This is a genomic window from Arsenophonus sp. aPb (genome assembly GCF_029873475.1).
Lineage (GTDB): Bacteria > Pseudomonadota > Gammaproteobacteria > Enterobacterales > Enterobacteriaceae > Arsenophonus.
Map to the genome: position 1 here is coordinate 414343 of NZ_CP123499.1, position 21407 is coordinate 435749.

Here is a 21407-nt window from a genome sequence, read left to right on the forward strand (position 1 = left end):
AAAAATAATGCGCTCGCCGATTAAAAAATAGCAATAAAAAGTCACTATCTATTACCTTTAGCAAGAGCAGATTACGGCAAAATTTAGTTTTTTATTATCTGCAATACCGATGGAAATAAAATATTAACTAAAAACTTATAAACAAATATTAAAAAATCACTCATTGCAAGTGTGCAGTGAAATAGTATTGTGCCAATCTCTTCTTAATAAAATAATGGCTAATTGCGTAAATTTGAAATAACGTTATTTGTGAAGAATGGAGCAGTTGGTTATTTTGTTTATTAGCTAAAACTGAATAAAAACCAGACAAAATCAATATGAGGGAATTAATTTAGCGGTTGATACCAATAGGCAACAAAAAAATAGCTCAACGAAAAATAATTATATGATAGTTAGGTAAGCTCTGTTTGAGGTTGGTTTTTTGTGCTAATTCTGAGTTAGATTTGTTTCATGGCACAGTTGAATGTCAGAGGTGCAAAGGAATATTGCTTGTTTTTAATCTTAATTTTTTAGTTAAGTAAGAATGATATTAAATAACTGACTTATTCAAAATAATCCGTATCTATTTTCGGTAATTTTATTATTCTGGAACTTACGCCAATTTCATTATCCATCATTAAGTTTACTAAACGGTTACCATCAACAAGTACCATTCCTTCAACCGATTTTGCAAAGTTTAAAGCGTGTATCGTGAATGAGGATGTGGTAATAAATATTCCTCTTTTGGCTTTTTGCCCCGCAAGGGCACCATAGAAGGTTTGTAAATCAGGCCTACTAACAGTAGATTGCCAGCGTTTAGCTTGCACATAGATTTTTTCTAATCCAAGTTTATCTAATGAAATTATTCCATCAATGCCACCATCCCCGCTACTACCAACGCGCTGTAAATCCTCACGATTAGCGCCATAACCGAGTTGATGGAGAATGTCGAGAACAATGATCTCAAAGCGGTTAGGAGAGATTTGTAGTAGGTTATTAAGTAGTTCTTCAGCAACTGCATGACGAATTTCTTGATAGGCATCATCAAGTCGATCATCAGGGCTGCTGGTTTCATAAGCAGCAATTTTTGTTAAAGAAGGAATATCATTATTCAATGAAGCAATATCTGCATTTTTTTTAAGTGAAATATCGACAAAATCGAAAGTAATATGATCGACCAGTTTTTTATCTAAAGGAGTGGGGTGTTGCTCAGCCCATTGAAAACCTTTGTCGGTTAAACACCATTTTCCACGGGATAGGCTTTGAGAAAGTCCGGCTCTTTTCAGACGATCGTGTGCCCATCCAGCTCGGTTTTTATAAATGAGTTGACCACTGGCAATAAATTCAGAACGTTGTTCATCGTTTAGCCCTAGAAAATCAGCAGCGTATTCGTGTACCTCTTTTGCCGGCAGCCCGTGTGGATACTTTTGTAAAACTCTCAATACAGGCTCAATGAATTTGTCATAAGTAGGTACTGACATAGAATCCTCTTAACTAACATGTCCGATAGAAATAGCTGATAATCGATAGTTTGATGTCCAATTTCATTGGTTATAGCATATATAATTTTACTATTTGCACACTAAGGCCAACTATTATTGGCCGGTGATTGCTTCCAAGAACTAAAAGGTCATTATATAGTTAGCAATGCCAGCTAAAAAATCGATCTACTTTTTCATCTTATTTATAAGTCGCCGAGCCAGTTATTTTACTCTGGTAGAGGTAAGCTAACCAGTAAAATAGATCAATTTCTCTCATTATATTGCAGTAATAATAGCCGTAATGGCTGTTAATAATACGGCCAGCAAGTAAGGTATTATTTTTGCGAAGAGGGGAATCAACCACAGCAGCATCCAAAAAAACGGTGAGCCAGGCTCACCGTTTTACTATTATGCCAGCATAAAATCGCTTTCTTTGACAACGCCATAGATATCCAGCGCAAAGTCGGGAATGTCATCATTGTCAGCATTTAAGTACAAGTGACTTATCTTAAGCTGTGAATCATAAGTCAATTGCATTTCTCCTGTTTTTTGCGGAAGGTGGTCGATGAAATGGGGGGCAATACGGTAATGGTCAGAATTAAGCAATATAATGGCAGACAGATCAATTTTATCAATGCCGGTTTCAAAATCCATGATTATATCTGGATTGTCGAAAGGGGAATCTTCGATGCTGGCAAAAACAAAGGTATCTTTGCCGCTGCCATTGCCCATTTTTTGCGCTTTTTGTTCATTGTAATAATAAGAACTATTATTATCTCCGGTATTATTATCAATAATCTGGTTAGTACTTGTTGATTGCTTACAGTAACCGTAGTTGTTGTTATTGCAATAACCTTGTTGATAGGAGTAAGCGGCATTATAAAACATATTGTTGCCGTAATATTGCCAAGGCGAGTTATAGCTATAAGTAAAGCCATTGAACATTGGTGCTGAATAGTATGATGAAAGATAACCATTATTGTTGCACGATGGATTTGTCCAAGGACAGTTAGAATTTCCGTTGTATCCTCCCCATGGTGAGGTTGTCCAGCAAGGATTAGTGACCTCATTATCACAATAATCCTCTACTGGCTGTTCATCATCATCACCATTGTGCTGTGCATCATCATCACCATTGTGCTGTGTATCATCACCATTGTATAACACGGTCTCTTCTACCTCGATAGCTGGCAGGTCAACTGTTTTTGTATTTGGTACGACATCGTTACGATTGCCACCCCATAATATATCTCTACCTTTGCCGCCATAGATAATATCGTCACCTTTACCCCCTTCAAGGGTATTGTTAGCATCGTTGCCGACAATCACGTCATTACCCAAACCGCCTATCGCATTTTCAATCGTGGTGTGCTGCGCGATGGAAACATTGGCTTTTAAGCCTCCGACATCGGAAAAAGAACCTTCATTTAAGTTAATGCGTTGATTTTGGGAATATTTGGAAAAATCTAGGGTGTCGATACCGCCGCCGTCCCAGACACAAAAAACTGCTTTCTGGTTACTATCGGTGAGGGTATAAAAATCTCTATCGGTGTTAGAGTTGAACCCGTAAATGTCATGGCCAGTTCGGGTGGAGGTGTTGGCGCCATGAATTTTTTGGATGGCGGCAATATCATGCATCAGTGGCGCAGCAGAGTAATAGGTCTTGTTATAGATATATTGATTGTCAGTCTCTATATAATTGTAATTTGCGCCAGTTTTAGTTTCGTCCCAATAGCTCATCACGCTGTATTGGAGTGAGTCTTCTTGATACCGCGCATTGTATTCATAACCACCGTTCATGGAGTTATATGTTCCGGGATGACTCAGTCCTAATGCGTGTCCTAGTTCATGAATATAAGTATGACGTCCATGATTGCCTAGTGTCGGAAGTTTGTTGTCATTCAGATCGGTATTGAGCCAGATTTTGTTATTGATGTCCGAATTGAAAAAAGAGTTTCCGCTGAAATACATTGGACCATAAATTGTAACACCACTATTAGAAGCACCATGATAATTACCGAAAGTGATCATGGCCTTTTCCGCCGAATCGACTTTAACCAGTTTTATATTAGCCACATCTTCCCAGGCTTGTAAGGCAAGTTTGGCTTGCTGCTGTTGATAGGCATTTAGACCTTCCGGAGCAGGATAATGACTATAATAATATAGATTGGAGTAGTCTTTTTCCCTTAGTTCAGTCGAATCAGGAAAAGTGTAAGTAATAGTTAGCGGTTCACTGTTTGTATGTTTTTTTGTCCATTCTTGATTATAAGCGTCTCTTAATAATTGTTCTGCCGCTTTATCGATATCGTAAGATGGTTTGTTGTTGTTAATTAATTTAGCATTATTTTTTTGATAATTAAGTAAATTTTTAACGCTGTTCCACCCTTTATTTTTTCCATATAAGAAATTATCCATAATTCTAACTGTCTCCAATTTATAAATTAAAAACTATTAATTTTGATTGCTCCCTTTCGTGCTTATGAGGTTTCTTATTTTATGATTATTGCTATTGATAAGCAGTAATCTAGAACCTTTTTGCTTTCTGTTTATAGATTTGAATGTTTAAAAATCGTTATTAAAATGCGCTATTAATAGTTTAATTACGATCAACCTAGTGGCCGGTTAGTTATCGCATAAGCCACCGTTAGCGAATAAAAACTTATCATCAAATTCTTTCTGTTTTTAGATTAAAATAATATCTTTTTTATCCTATTGAATAACAAAATGACCACACTGGTCAGACCTTATTTTATTTTATTAATCAATGGGTTATAACTAAAAAAATCACCTATTTAGTGTATGGTTATTGTTGTCAGGCTTGGGGATTGGTTAAATTGAATAAAAATTGACATATAAAATGACTGCGGATTTAATTTTATTATGGATAATAATCTGTAACATTATTGCAATAAAAAAGTCGTTCAGCCGACGAGAAAATTTTTCCGAATCCTCTGGCAGATTCGGAAAAAAACTAAATCGCTAAGCCGCCATAGTAAAAAATGACCAATAGTAGGGTTAGGATCAGGGTACTGGTATTGAGCCGATGCCATTCTTTGGCAAAAATACGGCCGATAACCAGAGTCACAAAGCCAAACATAAGCCCCGTTGCTATATTGCAAGTGAAAACAATAAAAACCGCACACACTAGGCCAGACATGGTGTCAACAAAATCGTTGAAGTTGAGTTTTGATACATTCTGTAGCATCAGCAAGCCAATATACATTAGCGCTGGCGCCGTGGCGTAATGCGGAATTAACAGTGATAGCGGCGCTAAAAATATCATCAATAAAAAAAGCATACCAACCATCACGGCGGTTAAGCCGGTTTTGCCGCCAGCGGCTGTGCCTGCGGTTGATTCTAGATATACCGCAGCGGGGGATGTGCCCATTAAGCCAGCAAAAATCGCACTTAGCGAATCAACAGTAAATGCTCTTCCGCCATTGATAACTTTATCATTCTTATCGAGTAAGTTGGCTTGACTGGCTACTGCGCGTAGGGTGCCTGTCGCATCAAATATGGCGGTGATAATAAGGGCTAATGCATAGGGTAACATTTGCGGCTGTAAGGCAGCACCAATGTTCAGGCTAAAAGTTAGTGATTGTCCACTATTATCTGTCAGTTTGGGTAGGGCAAATAAGCCTTGAAATTGGATGTTGGGATCAAATATTAGTCCGACAATAGAGATGCCAACAATTACCAATAAAATGCTGCCTGGGATGCGGTGTTTTTCTAGACCAAAAATAATAGCCAGACCCACTAGTGACATAATGGCAGGGAATGAGGTAAAAGCGCCAAGGGCAACCGGTAATCCCGCTTGCAGATTTTTGCTAATTAATCCAACGCCATTAGCGGCAATAAGTAGAATAAACAACCCAATGCCGATACCGGTGCCATGAGCAATACCTTGCGGTAAATTGCGTAATATCCAGGTACGGATGCCGGCAATTGAGATAATGGCAAGAAAAACCCCCATAACGAAAACAATGCCAAGTACAATTGGAATGCTAATTTGTTGTCCTAGTACCAGACTAAAAGCGGTAAAGGCGCACATTGAAGTGGTGCAGCCGATAGCCATCGGTAAGTTTGCCCATAGCCCCATCAATAATGAACCGAGACCGGCAACTAAACAGACGACAGTGAAGGTGGTGTCAGGTGGAAAACCAGCCTGGCTCAACATGTTTGGAATAACGATCACCGAATAAACCATGGCTAGAAAAGTGGTGATGCCCGCTAAAATTTCCTGGCGAACATTGCTGTTACGTTCAGTAATTTGGAAAAATGTTGCCAGGGTTGTTGCCGTCTGGGTTTCGCTTGGTGCCTCCGGTAAATTGGCAGACATAGTAATGACCTCTTATAGTGATTAGCTGAAAGGCAATAAGTTTGCGAGTGAATGATTTAACGTGACGATTAGCTGTTTTAGGCCGGCTTTGATAATCCCGTTGGCTTGTTTGAGCCAATAGGCTTAGGATGGTAATTGTGATTAATCGGAGCGCATGAGTGATGATGGAGATTGAATCATCTAGGTTATTTTTATCCATCGTAGCAGACCTATTTTTTATTGTAACAATAAGCTTTAGCTGATTTTGTGGCGCCTTGGTGAGCAAACAATGACAATATTCGCCTGTTACTGCTATTTGTCAGCTAAGTAAAGCAAATTAAAATAGTTAATTTATTATTGTATGGTGAGTGAGAGGCTGTTTGAGCAGCCTCAATCAATTACAATTTCCCTAAAGCAGTTAATATTTTCTCTGGTGTAAAAGGCCAATCCCGCAACCAAATATTACAGGCATAATGGATCGCAGTGGCAATAGCCGGTGCGGCGCCATTAACACCAATTTCAGAGATAGATTTGGCGCCAAACGGGCCGACCGGGTCGTCACTGGGAACTAAAAAAGCACCAAAGTCAGCCGGTAGATCACCGATTTTGGGTGCACCGTAGCTACGGAGATCCCGTGTTAAGGGAATACCTTGACTATCATATTGGATCTCTTCGGTTAGGCTGTGGCCGATGGCGCGTAATGTTGCACCATAGATTTGACCAAGTGCTAAGTCTGGGTTAATCGGGGTGCCACAATCGAGTAGGGCATAGAATTTGTTAAGCCGAATTTGGCCAGTGCGTAGATTAACCGCGACTTCGGCAAAATTGGCACCAAATGGAAAGGCAAAATCATTGGTGACATAGCTGGCAGTTGCTACCAGTACACCAAATCCAGTGCCGGTTTCCGCTTGATGGGCGATTTGGCCATAACTGATTTGACCTTGTTTACCACGGATGATACCTGGATGTACCAAAGTAACATCTTCTTTGGGCTCGTTAAGGATTTGAGCGCCGTAAAAAAGTATTTTTTCGCGTAAGTTTTCCGCCGCTTTTTTGGCCGCATTACCTGAGAAACAGGTACCGGATGAGGCGTAAGCTCCTTTATCAAATAGAGCGTGATCGGTATCGCCAGAAATGACATGGATTTCGCTCAGCGGGCAGCATAATACTTCGGCACACAGTTTTGCCAGCACGGTATCTAAACCGGTACCAATATCGGCACCGCCAGAATGAACAATAAAGGTGCCGTCAGATTCTAGCTTGATCATGCAGTTTGCCTGATCAATTTCGGGAATACCCGATTTTTGCATAATGATGGCAACACCTTTACCAACCCGCCAATCGCCGGCAACGGGTTTTCGCCCGTGCCAGTCAATTAATTGGCGTCCTTTAGCCAAGATCGGTGCTAAGGCACAACTGGCAGCAGTTGGTGCATTGGTGGGTGTTTTTCCTTCGCCAATGGCACCGAGGATCTTCAACTCTTGACCTTCTTGGACCCGATTACGTTCAATCATATCCAACTGATCAATGCCTAATTTCTCCGCCAATTCAGCCATCGCCATCGTGAGCGCATAATTACCTTTTGGCGCACCATAGCCTTGATAGGCACCTGCCGGGCAGATATTACTGTAGTAAGTGGTGACTTGAAAATTAACATTATCACAGGGGTAGAGTGGCAGTGATAGCGCCGGGCCATTACTGGGTACGGTTAGCGCATGATTGCCATAGGGACCAGTATTGGCGCGGAAATTCATGTCAATCGCAGTAAGTTTTCCATCCTTGGTAGCACCCAGTTTAACGGTTACCTTTGCCACATGGCGTGAGGTATTAGCAATAAACTCTTCTTCACGGCTATAACGGAAGTAGACCGGCCTACCGGTGACATAGGTAGCCCAGGCACAAACTTCTTCTAACAGTATATCTTGTTTGGAACCAAAGCCGCCCCCGACTCGTTCTTTAATGACATGGACTTTATGCTGTTTTAGCCCAACGATACGTGCAACTTGGCGACGTAGGTGCCAGGGGACTTGAGTGGAGGCATGGATCACTAAGCGATCACCGTCCATATAGCTATAGCAAATGTGCGGCTCGGCAGGACATTGCTGTACCTGTTTAGATTGATAGGTACGTTCGATAATCACATCAGCTTTAGCAAATCCGTCAGCAATATCACCGATGCTACCATGAATACTGGCCGCAATATTGTTGACCGGGCGGGCACCGATCGGGAAGTTGATAAACATCTGCTCGCCACGTTTTATGGCGTGTTGATTTTGTTGTGCCAGATCAGCGGGAGCACCGTTGATATAGACAACCGGTTCATCGTGGACAATTGGGGCATCTTCCGCCATTGCTTCGTCAATTGAGATGACCGGTTTTAATACTTCATATTTGACGTCAATAAGTTTTAGCGCTGCTAGGGCAATCTCCTCATTTTCTGCGACGACGGCAGCTACCCGATCGCCAACATGGCGTAGTTTTTTGCCAAACATTCGGCGGTCAAGGGGCGAGGGTTCCGGCGCGCTTTGTCCGCCAGGGGTGTAGTAGATATCTGGACAGTTAAGGTAGGTAATGACATGGATCACACCAGGTAATGCTTCGGCTTTGCTGACATTAAGTTGACTGATGACCGCATGGGCATGAGGACTGCGTAGCATTTTTATTACACAGGCGTTGTGGGCAATGCGATCTTCGACATAGCAGGGTTTAGCTTGCACCATTTTCGCTGCGTCTGTTTTAGGATGGATTTTGCCGATTAAGGTCAAATCGTTGCGGAAAATAGGAGCAACGGTTATCTGGTGAGCAGGATCGAGCAGCCGTTTTTTGGCTAAATCAACAACCGTATAAAACTGTTGGTAACCGGCATCACGACTGAATAAGCCAGACAGTGCGTCATCGATCGCTTCACGATCAGGATCAGCAATGCGATTTAGTAGATCAGTGATGATTAAGGCTGCCGCAGGATCATTGTAACCAGATTGCACAATGCCGACATCGATCATGGCTTGCTGCACAATACTCAATTGATCCCAACTACCGAGTGATTCCGCCGTCATAATGGTGGCGTTATCCAGTTGAGCGGCGATCAGTAGTGAAGCATTATGAATGGTATGATTAAATAAGATAGCATCAGAGCCAGCAAAGCCAAATCCGTCATCACTATTACGGACTGAATGCATGCCAAGATTGAAAAGCAGTTGCTGAACATTGTCACCTGCTCTGCATTCCAATTCTTTGAGGCAGCCATTTAGCGTGAAACGAACCATCATTTGCTTCTCTCCTCTTTTTGCAGGCAATCGGTCAACAGATCAGTGATTAAAATACCGGCAATGTAACGTTGGTATGCTGCACTTCCTAACAAGTTATCTACTGGCCGAATGGCATTACTGATCGCCTTTTCCAGCTCTGCTCCTTGTAATGCTAATGATTCGATAGCAGGTAAGCGGCGCGCTTTTTCACCGACACCATCTAGGGCAATGCGGTATTGTTGCTTATCGGTGATAGCCACTGCTGCCGTAATCACTGTCCAACCGGCGGCTGAGTGACTGATTTTGCGGGTGGCACAATGGCGAAAAGGTTTTTTGATAATAATTTCACTTAATAGTCGATCATCGGGGGTGGCTAAATAATCTTCCAGGCTTAAAATTTGCCCATCGGCACAGACTACTTCTGTCTCTAACACTAGTAAAACCGGAAGTAGTACAGATTCTGTTTGTTGAGCGGCGATCTCGCCGCCGACAGTAGATTGGTTGCGTAGATGGCGAGAGTAGATAAACCCTAATGCATCATACAGTGCTTGAGGAATAGAGGGCATATCGCGTAATTGCTGTAACTTGGTTAATGCGCCAATACGTAATGTGCCATTATCCCAATCAACATTATTCATCGGCAAGTTTTGTAGCGAAATGGCTATTTTGTGTTCAGTTTTTGTCGGGGTGGCGTTTAATTTGCTGCCACCAGCAAACCAGACCGCTTGATGTTGAAAACGGCGTTTAAGATCCATTGCCTGTTCAATGGTGGTTGGTCGGAAAAATTGCTCAATCATAATCCACCTGTTAATCGCTTTTTTTGTTGTGTTAGGTTTTTTATTTCAGTGTGTCCATGCGCTGCCACAATTTAGCGGCAACTTTTTTGGCTTCAGCGTAAATAGGTTGATGATCGAAAGTAAATTGTCGATTTTCATAAACAATAACACCGTCTATCATTACGCTATCAACACTGGCCGAACTTAAGCCAAAGGCCAGATGTCCTGGGATATTTTCTGCTTGCAGTGGTGTGGGTGCTGCATAATCGCAAATGGTTAAGTCAGCTTTATAACCACTTTCTAGTCGGCCAAATTGGGCATTGAAGTTGCGTGCCAGTAAGGTATTACCACTCCATAGATAGCGAGTAAAACTATCTGGCCATAGCTTTCCACCGGCATCGCGATGTTTAAAAAAGGCAAATTTCAACTCTTCAAACATATCTGAACCGATGCCATCCGTGCCTAAAGCGACATTATGATAATTAGCTAATTGCGCGTTATAGCCGACATGATTATTCATATTAGAGCGGGCGTTATGCACCAGAAAAGCATCATTTTGGTTGAGGATCTGAATATCGTTGGGCGACAAATAGAGCCCGTGAGCAATTAAGGTTTTGTGATCGATAAGATCGTATTCGGCTAAACGGAGTAAGGGATCTTTACCATATTTATCATGGCTATGGGAGACATCATAGTGATCTTCTGCCACGTGAATGTGCAAACCGCGTTGGGTTTCTTTGATGGCGCTTTGTAATAGACCAAGCCCGTCATTAGATACGGTAAATGGAGCATGAGCACCAATGTGGGCTTCTACCAGATAACGTTCTTTGCCTTTCGTGCTATCAATATATTTGGCGAAGTTAATATTTTCTTCGACTCCAGCCTCAAGCTCGGCTAGCCCACCATTACGATCAGTAGTTTCAAAGCAGGTCATGCCGCGTAATCCGGCTTTTAAAAAAGCGTTGCGTAAAGTGTGTAGCGATCCATGAATAAAATTAGGTGAGGCGTGATGGTCGATAACGGCAGTACAGCCACTTTTAATCGCTTCCAGTGCGGAAATTAGGCCACTATAGTAAAGTGCTTCTTCATCCAACACTCTATCCAGTCGCCACCATAGATTTTTTAAAGTAGAGATAAAATCCGGGCAGGGGGGGATTTGCGCAAGGATGCCACGGGATAATCCAGAATAGAAATGATTATGAGCGCAGACAATACCAGGCATAACAATGCGGCCATTCATCGGTTTAGTTTTTGCTGCTGAAAAACGGGCAGTCAAATTGGGGCCGATAGCCAAAATTTCGCTATCCTTGATGGCGATATCAATATTTTCTCTTATCTGGGCAGGCTCAAATTCTATCGCGGTGGCATTTTTTAAAATTAACATGATCAGGCCTCCACATGAGTTAATAGATATTGATGGTGTTTGTGTACGTGGCTAATGATTTGACACATGTCGTGCAGTTCGGGCGGTATCTTTTGAAATTGGCTGTCATTATTGATGCGTAATAGCCAGGTTTGGCTGTTGAGTCGAACAGAGATGCGATCGCCTTCGGCCCAAAAACCAGGGTTAGTGCTATTAATAAAGTCCTCTTCCAGGCTAAAAATAGTCAGCTTATCTCGGTATGGTTTACCTTGCCAAGGACAGAATTGCGCACAATTACCACACTCATTGCACATGGCATCTAAATGCAACGTTTGGTAGCGATTTTGAAAGCCAGGTATCGCAATCGAAACATTGGCGCGATTTGGGCAGACATCAACACACTTACTGCAAATATAATTACATTCCAGACAGCGATTGGCTTCCTGTTCAACGAAAGCTTCACTGTGTTGTTGGTCAATTAGGGTGACGGAAATTTGACCTTTACGCTGATAAAGATGTTGCGGATCAACATTACTCCAGTACTTATTACCATGATGGCTATAAATATTTTCTCGCCGTAAAATGGTATCGACAGCACGACGGGCGGTACTGATCGCTGCAACAATGGAAGAAGGCCCTTGTTGCACATCGCCGATTAAAAATACGCCGGATTGCGTAGTTTCTCCGCTCACCAGATCAATAGCCGGCTTGCCATCTTGAGCGAGTGGAACGCCCATTGCGGCTAGCATTTGGCTATCTTGTTGCTCACCTATTGCGGTAATTATGCTATCAATTTTTAAGCTGGTGGTTTGTTCGGTTGCCACTGCCTGACGACGCCCGGAGCTATCAACTTTACCTAAAGTCATCAATCTGACCGTCAATTTACCATCAATAGCGAAATGTTCAGGATTGGCAAGGAACATAAATTTTACGCCATCAGCTAAAGCTTCTTCATATTCCTCTGGCCAGGCGGGCATTTCGGCTTTTGAACGGCGATAGATGATAGTGACTTGTTCTACATCCGGTATGCGCAGTGCTGCCCGGGCACAGTCCATGGCGGTATTACCGGCACCAATTACCGCCACATGTTTGCCCATCTTCGGGGTAAAACCACGATTATAGTCACGCAGGAAGGGTAGAGATGGGTAGATGTGATGATTTTCACCAGTCAGTTTGATACCACTGTTTTTGTCGGTGCCAACGCCAATCAACACATAATGAAAGCCAGCCGCTTTCAATTTCTCCACGGTTAGATCAGGCTGACAGCCAAATTCAAATTTGACACCGTGTTCAGCAATAAAGTTGATATCATGCTCGATAAGTTCTGCCGGGATGCGAAATTGCGGGATAATATTTTTTACTACGCCTCCGGCATTGGACTCTCGTTCATAAATGGTTACTGGATAGCCTGCTCGGGCTAAAAAATAGCCGGCACTGAGGCCAGCAGGGCCGGCACCGATTATGGCAACCGGATGACGACTACCCGTACCGGCCGGTTTATGCCAACGCTGTTTATACTCCTGCCAGCCTTTTTCTAACGCAATTTTTTTCAGTTGACGAATATTTAGCGCACTATCATAGTCCAAGCGAGTACAATTGTATTGGCATTGATGATCGCAAATATGACCGGTAATGGCCGGTAGCGCGTTGCGTTGGTAGATAAGTTCTAACGCATCGGTATAACGCTTTTCACCTAATAAACGGATATATTCAGGGATATCCTGTTTAATTGCACAGGCATTAACACAAGGCGCCACATAGCAATCTGTTAATGGCAAAGAGTTATCAATATTGATCTGTTGGTTGGCTTTCCACTCTTTTTGGCTATAAGCCATATTAATGGCTTGTTTTGCCAATTTGTCTAATCGTTCTACATCAATTTTTTCTGCCTGCCAGGCAGCGCTATCGGTTAATTGTCGTAGGCATTCCGTCATACGGAGATAGCCACCTGGTTTTAATAGATCGGTTGCCATGGTGATGGGGCGAATGCCGGTAGCAAAAATATCACGGATATTGATTTGGCTAGCACCACCTGAATAGGAGATAGGCAGCATGCCATCAAAGGCGCGGGAAAGAACCGCCGCGACATTGATTGATAGTGGAAACAGTGCGCGGCCGGACATATACATCTCTTCGCCGGCCAGTTTACCTTTATGATTGATAACGCCTAAGGTATTAGTCAGTTTGACGCCAAATCCTAACTGTTTTTCACTGGCCAATGCCATTAACCGCTGTAACATGGCCAGGGCTTGTTCCAGTTGTAGATCGTGCTGGAATGAAGCCTCTTTTAGGCCGATATAATCAAAACCGCAGCTATCGAGGATTTCTCTTACTCGTTGATAACCCAGTAGAGTGGGATTGAGTTTGACAAAAGTATTGAGCTTTTTATCTTGCAACATATAACGGCAGATAGCTTCGATTTCATCAGGTGGGCAGCCGTGCATGGTAGAGAGGGTGACACCACTTACCATTTGAGCGGGAATAGTGTCAGCTAATTTTGTCAGTGCAGTTTGGCGATGTTCGGTAGCCAATTGATGAATAAAATCGGCCTCTTCGATCCATGACTGTAATAACTGCCGGTAGCGGTTAAAGGTGGGATGACGAGATGCATCCATCATGCTATCGATAAATTGCTGCATAGCCGGTTGCTGAATACCGGCTAAATCGTAACCGACACTCATATTAAATATAAAGGATTTTGCTTCGCCGGTTTTACGGGGCTCAAAAATGGCTTCGAGTAGATGCAGAATAAACCAGGCTTTGAGATATTCATCCCAGGCTTTAATGAGCGTAAATTCAGTTGACCACTCAGTATTGAAACATTCATCTTCCGCATCGATACAGGGTTTATCTATTTCTAATTGATCGAGGATTTGCACGGTTTTCAGTTCGATAAAGCGGCCGCCAGTTAACCAAGAGACAATAATATTTTGGGCAAGCTGGGTATGTGGTCCGGCAGCCGGTCCAATTGGCGTGGTACAAGTTTCACCAAACACCTTAATTAATGGATATTGATTTTGCTGACGATAAAATTGTTGTTTGTGAATACCAAATATTGATTGGTTTTGTTGGTATTCATCAAAGATGCGCTTCAAAAGTTTATCGAATGGAATTGGGCGCATGATATCTCCCATGAGACTCTCCTTGCTGCGATTTAATTGGGAAAATAGACAGATAGTTGTCATAAACTTTGCAACAATCACGCCAGAAACCAATAACCGAGGAATGGTTAATAAGAAATGTGATTAATATCTAATCTTGTTTTTTATTTGTGAAATAACTCACGCTCAAACAAATAAGAATGATAATCAATAGAAAATAGCCAAGTTCGGCAGATAGTTATCTATTTCATAATTCTCAAAAAAATAATTTCACTATCACTTTGATAAACCTAACGGGCTACAGATGTATTATTGCCCTTAAACAGAGCCAGCCAGATTTTCTATTGTGCGTAACGCCAAATAAATCTCCGGAGTATCAATATCTGCGATTATTGCCGGTTGATTCAGATCTATATATTGCCACTGACCCTTGCGTACAGCTTGCTGCATAGAGCGACAATCGGTTTGTCTTACCGCCCTATTAAGACAATGACGGGATAATAAAACCGGATGACCCGGTGTTTTTTGATAGCGAGGGATCAGCGCATAAGCACCGCGTTGGCACCAAATTTGCTGAAATATAGTGTTAGTTAGACAAGGCATATCACCGTGGGTAATAAAGCAGTAGTCACTATTAACAGCCTGAGCGCCGGCTCTAATCGAGCTGAATAGCCCCTGCTGATAATCGGCATGATAAATTAAACTGATTGCTGGGTGTTGTTGATAGCGCGCCATCAATTCTTCAGCCCGATAGCCAATCACCAGAATAATGTGAGAACAGAATGCTAATGCATTTTTGATACTGGCATCAAGTATTGTTCCATGTTGCCAGGGTAACATCATTTTCCATTGTCCCATACGAGAAGAAAGACCGGCAGCCGGAATAATGCAATCAATAGTTTTGCTGATTTGTGCCGGTTTTTTGGTTAGTTGCGTAAGCGGGATAGCAGATCTATTCATTTTAATGGACTCCTAAGCAATGCCACAGGCCAATATACCCGAACCGCTCACGATGTTTTGTGATAGAACATTGAACTCATCCTCTGTGGTTATTAGTTTGATTGGTGCAGGGGGTAAAACCAGTACGCTATTTTGGCTGGCGCGGCAATTTTCTGTTTTAGGTAAAAAAGTGATTATCAGTACTACCACAAGGATGTATTTGCCTGATGAAAATATTCCCCTATTAATATGTCGCGATCCGGCTCAGTTGCCTGCGGCGGCTTTTGCCTCACCCATTTGTGCGTGTTATGCCGCTTGGCAAGCCAGTAGTGGCAAAGTGCGTGGTTTTTCCCCACAACAAATCGATGCTCTGGGTGAGCGATATTACGCGGATATCTTACTGATCGAAGCCGATGGTTCGCGCGGTCTGCCATTAAAAGCGCCTGCTTTGCACGAACCTTGCATACCGGTTAGTAGTCGCTGCGTAATTGCCGTAACAGGAGGACAGGTTTTAGCCAAACCATTAGGCCCTGACAATGTACAGCGCTGGCCTCTATTTGCTTCCATAACGCAAATTGAACCAGGAGATAAAGCAGATATTGCGGTATTTGAACATTTTATTCGGCATCCGGCAGGAATGTTTAAAAATGTTCCACTGCATGCCCAGCGTATTTGGTTAATTAACCGTTTTTCTCAATCTGAGAATTTTATCACTAACCAATTATCTGCATTGTTACTAACAACAGGACTAGATGCGATTTGGTTGGGAGCAGTCAGGGAGTCTCCTCCTATCAGGAATGTATTGCAGCGTCAGTGAAATTGAATGGATAACTCATTGAGGTAGGTATGAAAATTTTTGTCGAAGCAGCAAAACTGGAGCAGCAGAATCGCCCTTTTGCTATGGCACAAATTATTGAAAGTCGAGGTTCTACGCCGCGCCATTCTGGGCAAATGTTAGTACTCGATGATGGCAGTGTGATTGGAACGATTGGTGGTGGGATGGTAGAGCGTAAAGTGATTACTGAAGCCCTGTTAGCGTTGGCAGAGCGTAAGCCGCGTATTTTTCATGGTCGAATGACCCGTAATGGTCAGCATGCGGTTGGCAGTGATTGTGGTGGCTCAATGTCAGTTTATATTGATGTTCATGGTTTAGCTAGCCGTTTAATCTTGATTGGTGCTGGCCATGTTAATCGTGCTATCGCCCAAACGGCTGCTGCTTTAGATTTTGAAATCGTGGTGCTGGATGTTTATGCCGATAGCCTTAATGCTGCTTATTTTCCAACCGATAGCAAGTTATTGCAGGTAGCGTCTTTTAACCAAGGGATCGAGCAATTAGCTATTAAAGCGGATGATTATGTGGTGATTGCGACTAATAGCCAAGATTGGGAAGCGCTATCATTGTTGATCCACTTACCCGTCAAATATCTTGGGCTTTTAGCCAGCCGTAGAAAAATACATACCTTTACTCGACAATTATATGAACAAGGGCTGAAGGCAAGTCAATTGGCTCACCTTCATGCGCCTGTTGGTCTCAATATTGGCGCAGAAACGCCGGCAGAAATTGCTATTAGTATTGTCGCTGAAATGTTGCAAATTAAACATCAAGCCGCCGGTGGCTCAATGAAGTGCAGTACTTTTCCTTATCGTCAGCGGGTAGTTATTCGGGGTGCTGGCGATATTGCAACAGGCGTTGCGTTGCGTCTTTATCATGCTGGTTTTCACGTCATTATGTTAGAGGTTGCATACCCTACAGTTATCCGCTGTACGGTGGCTTTTGCTCAGGCTATCTATGCCGGAGAAATGACGATTGAAGGTGTGAAGGCTAAACATGTTACTAGACCGGAGGATGTCGATCCGCTTTTGCAGCAGGGAATTATTCCCATCTTGATTGATGCAGATGCTAGCCTATTACCCGCTTTGCAGCCCGATGGTGTAGTCGATGCCATTTTAGCTAAACAAAATCGAGGAACCCATCGAGCAATGGCGCCGGTGACGATTGCTTTGGGGCCCGGTTTTGAGGCGGGTAAAGATTGTGATGCGATTATAGAAACCAATCGCGGACACAATCTAGGGCGAGTGATTTACCAGGGATCAGCACAAGCTAATACCGGTGTGCCAGGCAATATTAATGGCCATACCACGCAACGTGTTGTGAGAGCGCCGGTCGCCGGTGTTATGCATCGTCGTGTTAATATTGGTGATATTGTTAATGTCGGTGAAGATATTGCTTATATTGATGATACCCCAATTAAAGCACCATTAAGTGGCCTGGTTCGTGGTTTATTAAATGATAATTTAGCGGTGACGGCAGGGTTTAAAATTGGCGATATTGATCCTCGTGGCGCCGCAGTCGATTTTACTGCCGTGTCGGATAAAGCGCGCGCCATCGCGGGCGGGGTGTTAGAAGCATTGATGGCCTTGATGGCAAAACCGGTTTAGTTGCTAACGGATTAAGATAGCCAACTATGATTAAGGGCGCATAGCGCCCTGTAAGAGGATAACCGGTTCGGTTATAGGCAAACAATTGTACCTGTTTTTCCTTCAATCCCTTGTTTGGCTTTATTTAGAACGGTAATTAACGTTTCACGTCCAGGCCGACTACAGGCGAAAGAGAGGGCAGCTTCAACTTTGGGTAGCATTGAACCTTTGGCAAAATGTCCCTCATTGATATAGCGTTGCGCTTGGTCTAGATTAAGTCGTTCCAGCCATTTTTCATTATGTTTGCCAAAATTAATTGCTACTTTTTCTACCGCCGTCAAAATAATTAACATATCCGCATCGATCATTTCGGCTAATTTAGCACTTGCCCAGTCTTTATCAATGACGGCACTTACACCGCGTAAATGATTGCCTTCACGCACCACTGGTATCCCACCACCACCAACGGTAATAACGACCTGTCCAGCATTGAGTAAGGCTTTGACGGTTTCTTTCTCAATGATAGCGATCGGTTTAGGTGAAGCAACCACCCGACGATAGCCTCGTCCAGCATCTTCTTTTAGATGATAGCCATTAGCTATCAATTTTTCAGCTTCTTGCTGAGTGAAAAAAGAGCCAATCGGTTTAGTGGGATCAAGGAAAGCCGGATCGTCGGCGGCAACTTCAACTTGGGTAATAATGGAAGCAACGGGAATGGCTAAACCACGATTGAGTAACTCTTCACTTAATGCATTTTGTAGATCGTAGCCAATATACCCTTGGCTCAATGCCACACATACCGACATAGGTAACATCGGCGTGTGAGCGGCTGTTTTAGCCGCTGCTTCAAATGCCCGGTTGATCATGCCGACCTGTGGCCCATTACCGTGAGTAATGACCACTTTATGTCCCTGCTCGATCAAATCGGCAATAGCCTGTGCGGTGGTTTTTACGGCGACCATTTGTTCGTCTAATCCATCACCTAATGCATTACCGCCCAGGGCAATGACGATTGTTTTTTTCATAATATTCATTATTCCTGTTATTTATGGTTATTTACTATCAGGGAGGTGTCGGTTATACAGCAAGGGTTAGCTTATCTGGAAGGGTTGGCGATGTAAGAATTGTCCCCAACCTGCACTGCCTATAAATTGTCCTTGACTGAAAACCGGTTTTCCTCGTGATAGGGTATGGAGGATTGCTCCTTGGCAAACCATTTGTTCATATGGGCTGTAATCAGCGTTATCATGTAACTCTTCATGACGAATAGTGGTGCGTTTATCGGCTGCAATGATAACTACATCAGCATCTGAACCGGGGGCAAGGCAACCTTTGCGTGGCCAGAGGCCGAATAATTGAGCGGGTTTGCTGCTGGTTAGTGCGACAAAGCGTTCTGGACTAATGCGTCCACTCATTACACCGGCAGAAAAGAGTAATAACAGCCGATTTTCTACCCCAGGTAGCCCGTTTGGGCAGCGGCTAAAATTGCCTTTAGCGAGCTCAAGTCGTTGCCAATAAGGAAAAGTACAGTGATCGGTTGCAACTACATCAATGGTGCCATCACTAATACCACACCATAATGCATCTTGTTCACGAACATTGCGTAGCGGTGGCGTGAGAATAAATTTCATCGCATCATCACGCAGATATTGGCGTTCATCTAGCAGCAGGTATTGAGGACAGGTTTCTATCCATACTGCCCGCTGGTGGGCTTTAGCCAGGCGTAAATAGTCGAGTCCAAGACCATTAGATAGATGCACAATATACAAGGGGGCATTGTCAGCCAGTTGTGCCAGGTTGATTATGCGGGCGATAGCCTCCGCTTCACATTCAGGTGGTCGACTAAGGGCGTGATAACGGGGTGCAGTCTGACCGGCAGCAAGAAATTGGTTGCGTAGATAGTGAATAACGGCATCATTTTCTGGATGAACGGTGGTTAATGCGCCAGCTGTTTTCAATTGTTTTAATGCTTGTAATGTATCACTATCATTCAACTTATATTGATAAGTCAGATAAAGTTTAAAGCTACTAATTCCATCTTCAACCATCGTAGGAATTTCATCGATAATCGCTTGATCAATATGTTGGATAACACCATGAAAACTATAATCGATAACCGCTTTGTTGGCCGCATATTGATGGTAGGTTTCCAGTTGATGATGCAAGCAACATCCTTTTGGGCCAAAACCCATATGATCGATGATGGTGGTGGTGCCACCGCAGGCAGCTGCACGAGTACCGGTAAAAAAATCGTCACAACTACGCGCGAGCCCAGTATCAATATTGAAATGAGTATGGGCATCAACGCCACCAGGCATCACATAACACGCTTTAGCTTGAATAACCTCGCAAGGTTCTGATGGGATAATATTGGGGCTAATTTGTTTGATAAGACCGTTTTCGATTAGAACATCACTTTGCTGTTGTCCATCAGCATTGACCACAATACCATCTTTGATCAGTAGGTTCATGCGCAAACTCCATAATCAGCCCTAATGCAGCGTCATTAGGGCTAAGCGAGTAAAAGGATTATTTTTTCAATTCAGATAGATAGGTTAGCGGAATTGAAGCATACATTGCGGCGCAAGTAACCAGATGTTCTTTCCAGGTTTTTTCGTTAGGCGCATGGGCCTCAGCCTCTTTACCTGGACCAAATCCGATCACTGGAATACCATGGCGCCCCATAATCGATACACCATTAGTTGAGAAAGTCCATTTATCTACCACCGGTTGGCTATGGAATAAGCCTTGCCAGGCCTTACTGAGGGTTTTTACTGTAATATGATCTTCTTCTACTTTCCAGGTAGGGAAATAGCAGTCAGTTGGATAAACTAAACCAGTCCAAGACGGGCGTTCATAGCGATACATGGAAACCGTCGCTTTGGTCTCCTTAACCGATGATAAGGCGCGGATCTCTTCTAATGCTCCTTGCCAAGTTTCACCCCAAGTTAATCGTCGATCAATTGAGATAGCACAGCTATCGGCGACCGCACAGCGACTCGGCGAGGTATAAAAAATTTCCGACACTGTAAGTGTTCCTTTACCCAAGAACTCATCATTACCTAGCTGTTGGGTGAGTTGTTGTAGTTCTATCAATATTGGGCCCATTTTGAAGATGGCATTATCACCACGTTCTGGAGCGGAGCCGTGGCAGCTGAGCCCTTGAACCTCAACGCGAATTTCCATCCGTCCACGCTGTCCACGATAAATTTGGCAATCTGTTGGTTCGGTACTAACGACAAACTCGGGTTTTATACCTGATTCTTCGATGATATATTGCCAGCAGAGACCGTCGCAATCCTCTTCTTGCACCGTACCCGTTACTAGCAGCGTGTATTGGTCATCCAGGCCAAGATCTTTAATAATTTTACCGGCATAAACCATCGCTGCCATGCCGCCTTCTTGATCCGATGCGCCACGGCCGCCAATAATATTTTCTGTCTCCATACCTTGATAGGGATCGAAAGACCAATTCTTAACATTACCTATCCCGACCGTATCAATATGTGCATCCATCGCAATCAAATGAGGTCCATGGCCAATATAACCAAGAATATTGCCCATTGGGTCGATATCAATTTTATCAAAACCCACTTTTTCCATTTCTTGTTTAATTCGGTGGATAACTTTTTTTTCATCACAACTTTCACTAGGAATAACGATCATGTCACGCAGAAAACGGCTCATGTCATCTTTATATTTTTTGGCGCTATCCAGAACTTTATCGAATGGAACTTGCTTAACCATGTTGTTTACTCCCGTTATAAATTCCTATTTTTCAGCA

General features: G+C 43.1%; 13 protein-coding genes. 2 read left to right on the forward strand and 11 right to left on the reverse strand.

The annotated features are described in order from the left end of the window. Positions 1 to 542: 542 nt before the first annotated feature. The 8 genes from QE177_RS01825 to QE177_RS01860 all read right to left on the reverse strand — a co-directional run bounded on the left by QE177_RS01825 (position 543) and on the right by QE177_RS01860 (position 15226). Complete coding sequence (locus QE177_RS01825; RefSeq protein ID WP_280551057.1) at positions 543 to 1460, reverse strand: restriction endonuclease; 918 nt, start codon at positions 1458 to 1460, stop codon at positions 543 to 545. Positions 1461 to 1868: 408 nt separating this feature from the next. Next, positions 1869 to 3875 carry a M10 family metallopeptidase C-terminal domain-containing protein gene (locus tag QE177_RS01830; protein WP_280551059.1) on the reverse strand — a complete coding sequence of 669 codons (2007 nt, stop codon included), beginning with the start codon at positions 3873 to 3875 and terminating at the stop codon, positions 1869 to 1871. Between the two features lie 556 nt (positions 3876 to 4431). Next, positions 4432 to 5799, reverse strand: a complete 1368-nt coding sequence (locus tag QE177_RS01835) for an NCS2 family permease (protein WP_280551060.1) — start codon at positions 5797 to 5799, stop codon at positions 4432 to 4434. 377 nt (positions 5800 to 6176) lie between these two features. Continuing rightward, positions 6177 to 9047 carry a molybdopterin-dependent oxidoreductase Mo/Fe-S-binding subunit gene (locus tag QE177_RS01840; RefSeq protein WP_280551061.1) on the reverse strand — a complete coding sequence of 957 codons (2871 nt, stop codon included), beginning with the start codon at positions 9045 to 9047 and terminating at the stop codon, positions 6177 to 6179. Then, on the reverse strand, positions 9044 to 9823 hold the full coding sequence (ygfM, locus tag QE177_RS01845; protein ID WP_280551063.1) for a molybdopterin-dependent oxidoreductase FAD-binding subunit: 780 nt from the start codon (positions 9821 to 9823) through the stop codon (positions 9044 to 9046). Before ygfM ends, QE177_RS01840 begins: the two co-directional genes overlap by 4 nt. Positions 9824 to 9863: 40 nt before the next feature. Beyond that, positions 9864 to 11186, reverse strand: coding sequence for a putative aminohydrolase SsnA (ssnA, locus tag QE177_RS01850; protein ID WP_280551065.1), 1323 nt, complete (start codon positions 11184 to 11186; stop codon positions 9864 to 9866). Positions 11187 to 11188: 2 nt separating this feature from the next. Further along, positions 11189 to 14299 carry a putative selenate reductase subunit YgfK gene (gene ygfK, locus QE177_RS01855; protein ID WP_280551067.1) on the reverse strand — a complete coding sequence of 1037 codons (3111 nt, stop codon included), beginning with the start codon at positions 14297 to 14299 and terminating at the stop codon, positions 11189 to 11191. Positions 14300 to 14584: 285 nt separating this feature from the next. Beyond that, positions 14585 to 15226 (reverse strand): NTP transferase domain-containing protein, encoded by a 642-nt coding sequence (locus QE177_RS01860; RefSeq protein WP_280551068.1) that lies wholly within the window; start codon positions 15224 to 15226, stop codon positions 14585 to 14587. A gap of 19 nt (positions 15227 to 15245) precedes the next feature. On the opposite strand from QE177_RS01860, the gene yqeC reads away from it, so the two are divergent. Both yqeC and yqeB read left to right on the forward strand, forming a co-directional pair. Further along, a complete protein-coding gene (gene yqeC, locus QE177_RS01865) occupies positions 15246 to 16022 on the forward strand; it encodes a selenium cofactor biosynthesis protein YqeC (protein ID WP_280551070.1) in 777 nt (258 codons plus the stop codon). 29 nt (positions 16023 to 16051) lie between these two features. Continuing rightward, positions 16052 to 17644 carry a selenium-dependent molybdenum cofactor biosynthesis protein YqeB gene (yqeB, locus tag QE177_RS01870; RefSeq protein WP_280551071.1) on the forward strand — a complete coding sequence of 531 codons (1593 nt, stop codon included), beginning with the start codon at positions 16052 to 16054 and terminating at the stop codon, positions 17642 to 17644. 71 nt (positions 17645 to 17715) lie between these two features. Here yqeB and arcC read toward each other — a convergent pair whose 3' ends face one another. The 3 genes from arcC to QE177_RS01885 all read right to left on the reverse strand — a co-directional run bounded on the left by arcC (position 17716) and on the right by QE177_RS01885 (position 21370). Continuing rightward, on the reverse strand, positions 17716 to 18648 hold the full coding sequence (arcC, locus tag QE177_RS01875; protein WP_280551074.1) for a carbamate kinase: 933 nt from the start codon (positions 18646 to 18648) through the stop codon (positions 17716 to 17718). Positions 18649 to 18714: 66 nt separating this feature from the next. After that, a complete protein-coding gene (hydA, locus tag QE177_RS01880) occupies positions 18715 to 20094 on the reverse strand; it encodes a dihydropyrimidinase (RefSeq protein WP_280551075.1) in 1380 nt (459 codons plus the stop codon). Between the two features lie 58 nt (positions 20095 to 20152). After that, complete coding sequence (locus QE177_RS01885) at positions 20153 to 21370, reverse strand: YgeY family selenium metabolism-linked hydrolase (protein WP_280551076.1); 1218 nt, start codon at positions 21368 to 21370, stop codon at positions 20153 to 20155. Positions 21371 to 21407: the final 37 nt, after the last annotated feature.